Genomic DNA, 6265 nt, shown 5'->3' on the forward strand with positions numbered 1-6265 from the left:
TATGGCAAAAGAAGCATCGGATCTGACCACCATTGACTTGTTTGTTGACGAAAAACGCCCTGGACGCCCCCGAACCAACCCTTTTCCTCGGGAAGTTCAGGTAAAAATCAATAAACGCAATCAAGTTAAGCGTGATAAAAATAAAGGTCTGAAACGAGTAGAGTTTAAAATCCATCACCAATTGTTCGAACGGTTGGATGATATGGCAAAAGATCAAGGCATTAGCCGAAGTGAGTTGATAGAAGCGTTATTGACTCAAGCGTTACAAGATAACGCATAGATAGCATTTAAATTTAGAAAGTAAGGGTTTTAAGAACATGGCAACTGTTGGACTATTTTTCGGTAGTGATACAGGTAATACCGAAGCTGTCGCCAAGATGATCCAGAAAAAACTGGGTAAGAAAAATGTAGACGTGCGTGATATTGCGAAGAGCAGCAAAGAAGATATCGCTGCATTCGATTTATTAATCCTTGGCATCCCTACCTGGTACTATGGTGAAAATCAATGTGACTGGGATGACTTCTTACCAGAATTGGAAGAAATTGATTTTACCGATAAACTGGTCGCGATTTTTGGTCTTGGCGATCAGGAAGACTATGCCGAATACTTTGTCGATGCGATGGGACCTTTACGCGACATCGTAGAAGCGAAAGGTGCCATATTAGTCGGTCACTGGTCTACCGAAGGTTATGAGTTTGAAGCATCAAAAGGGTTAATTGACGACGACAATTTCATTGGCCTTGCCATTGATGAAGATCGACAACCAGAGCTTACTGAAGAGCGTGTAGATGGTTGGATCGAGCAATTAAACGAAGAAATGGCGCTTTCTGAATTGCTCGATTAATTATCGAGTTGATTCGAACACCAAATAAGCCCTACTTTTGTAGGGTTTTTATTTGCCTTGATTCAGGCAAAGATATACCTAATCCCATAAATATTTACCGATTAGGGGTTTTAACCTCTCGTTAATCCCCCTATAATTTCCTATTAATTATCGTTTAACAAAGCAGGTTTTCCATGCCAGAACAAAATGAAGAACTAAAAAGGGCTGGATTAAAAGTAACGCTTCCGCGAGTAAAGATCCTCGACATTTTACAAAATCCGGATAACCAGCACATCAGTGCTGAGGATGTTTACAAAATCCTTCTCGAGCAACATGAAGAAATTGGCCTGGCAACAGTGTATCGCGTACTAAACCAATTTGATGATGCAGGTATCGTAACCCGACATCATTTTGAGGGTGGCAAGTCTGTATTTGAATTGTCTCACAAGGCGCATCACGACCATTTGGTTTGCTTGAAATGTGGTAAGGTTGTGGAATTCGAAGATGATGTTATCGAACAACGTCAAATTGATATTGCTAACAAAAATAAAATCAAGCTAACCAACCACAGTCTGTATTTATACGGCGAGTGTGAAGATGAGATAGCGTGTGAAGAGTATCGAAAATCCCACTTGTAATTGCTGATAAAAGGACCTTAAGGTCCTTTTTTAATACCTTTGCGTAGCCAACGTTACTCTATATCTTCGGGCTGTTTAGTTTGAGATTTAATATTCAACACAGTCCTTTCATATGACAGTTTGCGGGGCCTGAAGTCGACGTTATAGCATTTTTGAGAAATGATGGCTGGCAATATTATACCCCTGATTCAAGTACAACTTGTGAGCCGCGAAGCGCTGCACACCTGAGTCGAGATGTAATTGCTCACAGCCATGTTCCAGGGCAAATTCTTGCAACCAATTAAGCATTTTCTGACCATAGCCTTTGCCGCGTTCGCTTTCATCGGTCACCAGATCGTCCAGATAAATATGTTTTTTCCAGGCAAGCTTATGGCTTATATTAAAACCCGCCAGAGTAACCGGTTTATTATCTTCAATTAGTACGCCAAGCTGATAACCACTTTGCATCTGATCTTTCATCGCTAGGATCAGCGAATCGACACTATATTGAGGTCGTAGCATCAACATAAGCTGCGCAACAGCGCGTAATAACTCTGCCGACTGATGCTCGATGTTATCGCTGTTTAATCGCAGCAAGGATAGGAACTCTTTTGACATTTTTTCGTCCATGGGTGATGAGTGGCAATAATTGATTATTTTATCATTGAGAAATTTTTTTGGCTTTGGCAAACCATTGCGAATGTTCAATATATTGCATCTCGGAGTCTTGTGGCAAGTTTTTGTTATCTATGTATTTTATCGTTTTAGGATGGGGATTTCCGACACATATATCCAGCGCCAGACGTTCTGGCTGACAATAATGTCCCCGATGTATCATATTTGCGCTGAAGATCAAAGCATCACCGGCCTCGAGCGCGATTAGCCTGCTATCAGGCAATGCTTGATGACTTTCATGACCATTAGATTGTAATCGTACTTCCCGCTCATGAGCGGTATCCCAGCGTTTATGGGTACCAGGAATCAATTCGATGCCCGTTTCGGCGATTAATGGGATACGAATATGTAAACTTAACATTGAATCCAAATCGTCTTGCTGCGCCACTTCAGTATCACCGCTATATTGAAAATCCCGATGCCAATATGGCTTGCGACTGTGTTGGTAAGGGTTGAAGAACAATTGCGTATTGTGAAAATACAATTCATTTCCAAACATGCCTTCCATGATTGCCAGTAATTTTTCTGGTATTAACATATTGAAGAATCGCCCTCTATCACGCTCCGGATATTGTCCATCAGAAAAATAGGTTGATGCGGTAAGGCTATGCATGTTTACCATGCCATATTGCTGATAGTCTGACTGATTCTGTCGCATCCACAGGTCATGAATGCGTTTGACCTCGTTCATTAATGTCTGCAACCCATCACCATGCAAACATTGCGGGATCACAAAATAGCCATCAGCTTGGTATTGCTGATAGTAGCTAGGAACGTTATGTTGCCTGGTATGAGGTTTTACGTCCGTCAAATTAAGTACCGGTTACTTTCATTGTATTGCTCGACATCCAAAATGGATAGTTGTCAGCGATTCTAAATTAGCGTTAGCTTTCGCCAAGGCACTATTCTCTCGCCTATAGATAATCAAAACACGTGCAAATAGATATGTCTAATTCATAAATATTATTTTAGCCGGACACCCTCCGTAGAACCAAACCTGGTTTGCGCAACGTTATTAAGACATAACTAATGTTATTGAGACACCCACCCCACTGCGACATAAATTTAATCTCACTTTAAAACCAAATACACAGGTATTAGAGAACAGGAGAATCAGGTACGTTTAAAATTTAAACGTGGGTGTCTTGTTAAGAGAAAATTCCAAAGCTTAAACATGGGTGTCTTGTTAAGAGAAAATTCCAAAGCCTAAATATGGGTGTCTTGTTAAGAGAAAATTCCAAAGCTTAAACATGGGTGTCTTGATAAGAGAAAATCCCAAAGCCTAAACATGGGTGTCTTGATAAGAGAAAATCCCAAAGCTTAAAAATGGGTGTCTTGATAAGAGAAAATTCCAAAGCTTAAACATGGGTGTCTTGATAAGAGAAAATTCCAAAGCCTAAACATGGGTGTCTTGATAAGAGAAAAGACCAAAGCTTAAATATGGGTGATTTGATAAGTTCGTTGATAAGTTAATAAACTCTATAAACAAAAACGGAACCATAATGGTTCCGTTTAACAGGATGAAGTTACTGCGCTACAACCAAATGCTAGCCAGAGATTTTCGCCCAGGTGTCACGCAGGCCAACAGTTCGGTTGAATACTAGATTATCGGTGTTACCGTCCTTGTTATCCAGACAGAAATAACCCTGGCGCTCAAACTGATAGGCTTTTTCTGCTTCGGCACTCGCCAGTGACGGCTCGACCTTAGCCCCTTTAATCACAGTTAAAGAGTCTGGATTAATAACGCTATGGAAATCTTCGGCACTGGCCGGGTTTGCAACGGTAAATAAACGATCGTACAAACGAACTTCCGCGTCTAAGCTTTCGCTCGCACTTACCCAGTGGATCACCCCTTTTACTTTGCGACCGTCAGCTGGATTTTTCCCTAATGTATCTGCATCGTAGGTACAATAAATCGTCGTGACATTGCCATCTTCGTCTTTTTCCACGCGCTCGGCTTTGATCACATAGGCGCCACGTAAACGAACTTCTTTGCCAAGAACCAAACGCTTGTATTTCTTGTTTGCTTCTTCACGAAAATCTTCCGCTTCAATAAATACCTCGCGAGTAAATGGCACTTCACGAGTGCCCATGGCATCATCGTTCGGGTGGTTTTTCACCGTTAAGGTTTCCAATTTACCGGCTTCAAAATTTTCAATGACAACACGAATAGGATCAAGAACCGCCATTGCTCTGGGAGCCGACTCATTTAAATCTTCACGAATACAAGCTTCTAAAACGCCCATCTCAACAGTGTTGTCCATTTTCGTGACACCAATTCGTTTACAAAACTCACGAATGGATTCTGGCGTATAACCACGGCGGCGAAACCCTGCGATGGTCGGCATCCGAGGATCGTTCCAGCCATTAACGAGTTTCTCCTCAACCAGTGCATTGAGTTTACGTTTACTCATCACTGTATATTCAAGATTCAAACGAGAAAATTCATATTGACGAGGCTGAGTTTCAATCGAAATGTTGTCAATTACCCAATCATACAGGCGGCGATTGTCCTGGAATTCCAACGTACAGAGAGAATGGGTGATATTTTCGATGGCATCCGAAATACAATGGGTGAAATCATACATTGGGTAGATACACCACTTATCACCGGTTTGATGGTGATGGGCAAACTTAACTCGGTAAATTACCGGGTCACGCATACACATAAAACTCGAAGACATATCGATTTTTGCGCGCAGCGAACATTCACCTTCTTTGAACTCACCGTTTTTCATTTTTTCAAATAACGCCAGGTTCTCTTCTACCGCAGTATCTCGGTATGGGCTATTTTTGCCCGGTGCAGTCAGAGTCCCACGGTATTCACGCATTTCTTCGGCATTTAAAAAGTCCACATAAGCCAATCCTTTTTCGATTAGCTCAACCGCGTAACCATACAGGCGATCAAAATAGTCGGAAGAATAACGAATGTCACCAGACCATTCAAAACCAAGCCATTTTACGTCTTCCTGAATTGAGTTAACGTAATCGATATCTTCTTTTTCAGGGTTGGTATCATCAAAGCGCAAGTTACACTGGCCTTGATAGTCCTGAGCAATCCCAAAATTCAGGCAAATAGACTTTGCGTGACCAATGTGCAAATAGCCATTGGGTTCAGGAGGAAAACGGGTATGAACGCCAGTGTGCTTACCTGAATTTAAGTCAGCATCGATGATTTGGCGAATAAAGTTGCTCGGACGGCTTTCAGTTTCCGACATCTAGTGAACCTCAAAAAAATACTTAATAATTTAAATAAATAACGCCGCATTATAGCAACACTATTTGTTATCTAATAGGGGCGAATGCCAATTCTTACAAGTAGATGGCCTTTAAATGGGGGTGAAAAATGGTTAATGCAAGGCCACTTCGAATGGCAATGACAATTGTCGTTCGAATTCCCGTAATCGAGCTTATATTTTTAAGTACACGCTTGCCAAAAATCGATATTTAAACGAAACGTCTAACACCATTTTTGAGCGAATTATTGCGGTGCTTTGGCCATCAGTGCCTCAAACCTTTGCTCAAGCTCTTGTTCGCTTACATCTTCGGTGTGCGTCGCAAGTGTCCAGGTATGGCCAAACGGGTCGATAAGGGTTCCGGCTCTGTCTCCGTAAAATTGATCCTCAACGTTGCGAACCACCTCTGCCCCGGCACCAATGGCTTGTGCAAACGCGGTGTCCACATCGTTTATATAAATCATTAGACTAACGGCAGATCCGCCTAAACTATCGGGGCTAACAAAATTCATTTGTGGTTGTTCATCGGCAAGCATAACATGACTATTACCTATCAAAAGCTCACCATGGGCGACACCGCCTCCTGGAATTTCCAGAACCAGTTTCACTTCTGCGTCAAACGCCTGTTGATAAAACTCGATGGCGGCAAGCGCATTTTTGCAAATTAAGTAGGGTGTGACTGAGTGATAGCCGTCAGGAATTGCTTTGGCGGTCATGGTATTCACCTTTTTGGCCTGATAATTTTCAAGAATAGCAGACAAATCAGATAAATAGAGAAGAAAAAGGCTTCGTTAAATAACGACAAGATTGAAAAGTGTAGATGGATATAAGAAATGTTGGCGGAGTGGACGGGACTCGAACCCGCGACCCCCGGCGTGACAGGCCGGTATTCTAACCAACTGAACTACCACTC

At 42.0% G+C, this 6265-nt stretch carries 7 protein-coding genes; 3 read left to right on the top strand and 4 right to left on the bottom strand.

What is annotated here, in order from left to right; translation table 11 throughout:
* Position 1: 1 nt before the first annotated feature.
* The 3 genes from ybfE to fur all read left to right on the top strand — a co-directional run bounded on the left by ybfE (position 2) and on the right by fur (position 1462).
* Positions 2-280, top strand: coding sequence for a LexA regulated protein (ybfE, locus tag ACHUFQ_RS08100; RefSeq protein ID WP_394174600.1), 279 nt, complete (start codon positions 2-4; stop codon positions 278-280).
* 37 nt (positions 281-317) lie between these two features.
* Positions 318-845, top strand: a complete 528-nt coding sequence (fldA, locus tag ACHUFQ_RS08105; protein ID WP_394174601.1) for a flavodoxin FldA — start codon at positions 318-320, stop codon at positions 843-845.
* Positions 846-1018: 173 nt separating this feature from the next.
* Positions 1019-1462, top strand: coding sequence for a ferric iron uptake transcriptional regulator (gene fur / locus ACHUFQ_RS08110; protein ID WP_394174603.1), 444 nt, complete (start codon positions 1019-1021; stop codon positions 1460-1462).
* A 141-nt stretch (positions 1463-1603) separates the two neighbouring features.
* Here fur and ACHUFQ_RS08115 read toward each other — a convergent pair whose 3' ends face one another.
* The 4 genes from ACHUFQ_RS08115 to ACHUFQ_RS08130 all read right to left on the bottom strand — a co-directional run bounded on the left by ACHUFQ_RS08115 (position 1604) and on the right by ACHUFQ_RS08130 (position 6068).
* Positions 1604-2059 (bottom strand): GNAT family N-acetyltransferase, encoded by a 456-nt coding sequence (locus ACHUFQ_RS08115; protein WP_394174604.1) that lies wholly within the window; start codon positions 2057-2059, stop codon positions 1604-1606.
* A gap of 43 nt (positions 2060-2102) precedes the next feature.
* Positions 2103-2927 carry a phytanoyl-CoA dioxygenase family protein gene (locus ACHUFQ_RS08120; RefSeq protein WP_394174606.1) on the bottom strand — a complete coding sequence of 275 codons (825 nt, stop codon included), beginning with the start codon at positions 2925-2927 and terminating at the stop codon, positions 2103-2105.
* A gap of 736 nt (positions 2928-3663) precedes the next feature.
* Positions 3664-5334, bottom strand: coding sequence for a glutamine--tRNA ligase (gene glnS, locus ACHUFQ_RS08125; RefSeq protein WP_394174608.1), 1671 nt, complete (start codon positions 5332-5334; stop codon positions 3664-3666).
* Positions 5335-5597: 263 nt separating this feature from the next.
* On the bottom strand, positions 5598-6068 hold the full coding sequence (locus tag ACHUFQ_RS08130; protein ID WP_394174610.1) for a VOC family protein: 471 nt from the start codon (positions 6066-6068) through the stop codon (positions 5598-5600).
* Positions 6069-6265 lie beyond the last annotated feature (197 nt).

Origin of the sequence: Thalassotalea litorea, from assembly GCF_043642205.1 — a bacterium.
Taxonomy (GTDB): Bacteria; Pseudomonadota; Gammaproteobacteria; order Enterobacterales; family Alteromonadaceae; genus Thalassotalea_A; species Thalassotalea_A litorea.

Bases quoted from the DNA above. Each gene is read 5' to 3' on its own strand.
- ybfE (WP_394174600.1), top strand. From the start codon at position 2: ATGGCAAAAGAAGCATCGGATCTGACCACCATTGACTTGTTTGTTGAC.
- fldA (WP_394174601.1), top strand. From the start codon at position 318: ATGGCAACTGTTGGACTATTTTTCGGTAGTGATACAGGTAATACCGAA.
- fur (WP_394174603.1), top strand. From the start codon at position 1,019: ATGCCAGAACAAAATGAAGAACTAAAAAGGGCTGGATTAAAAGTAACG.
- ACHUFQ_RS08115 (WP_394174604.1), bottom strand. From the start codon at position 2,059: ATGTCAAAAGAGTTCCTATCCTTGCTGCGATTAAACAGCGATAACATC.
- glnS (WP_394174608.1), bottom strand. From the start codon at position 5,334: ATGTCGGAAACTGAAAGCCGTCCGAGCAACTTTATTCGCCAAATCATC.
- ACHUFQ_RS08130 (WP_394174610.1), bottom strand. From the start codon at position 6,068: ATGACCGCCAAAGCAATTCCTGACGGCTATCACTCAGTCACACCCTAC.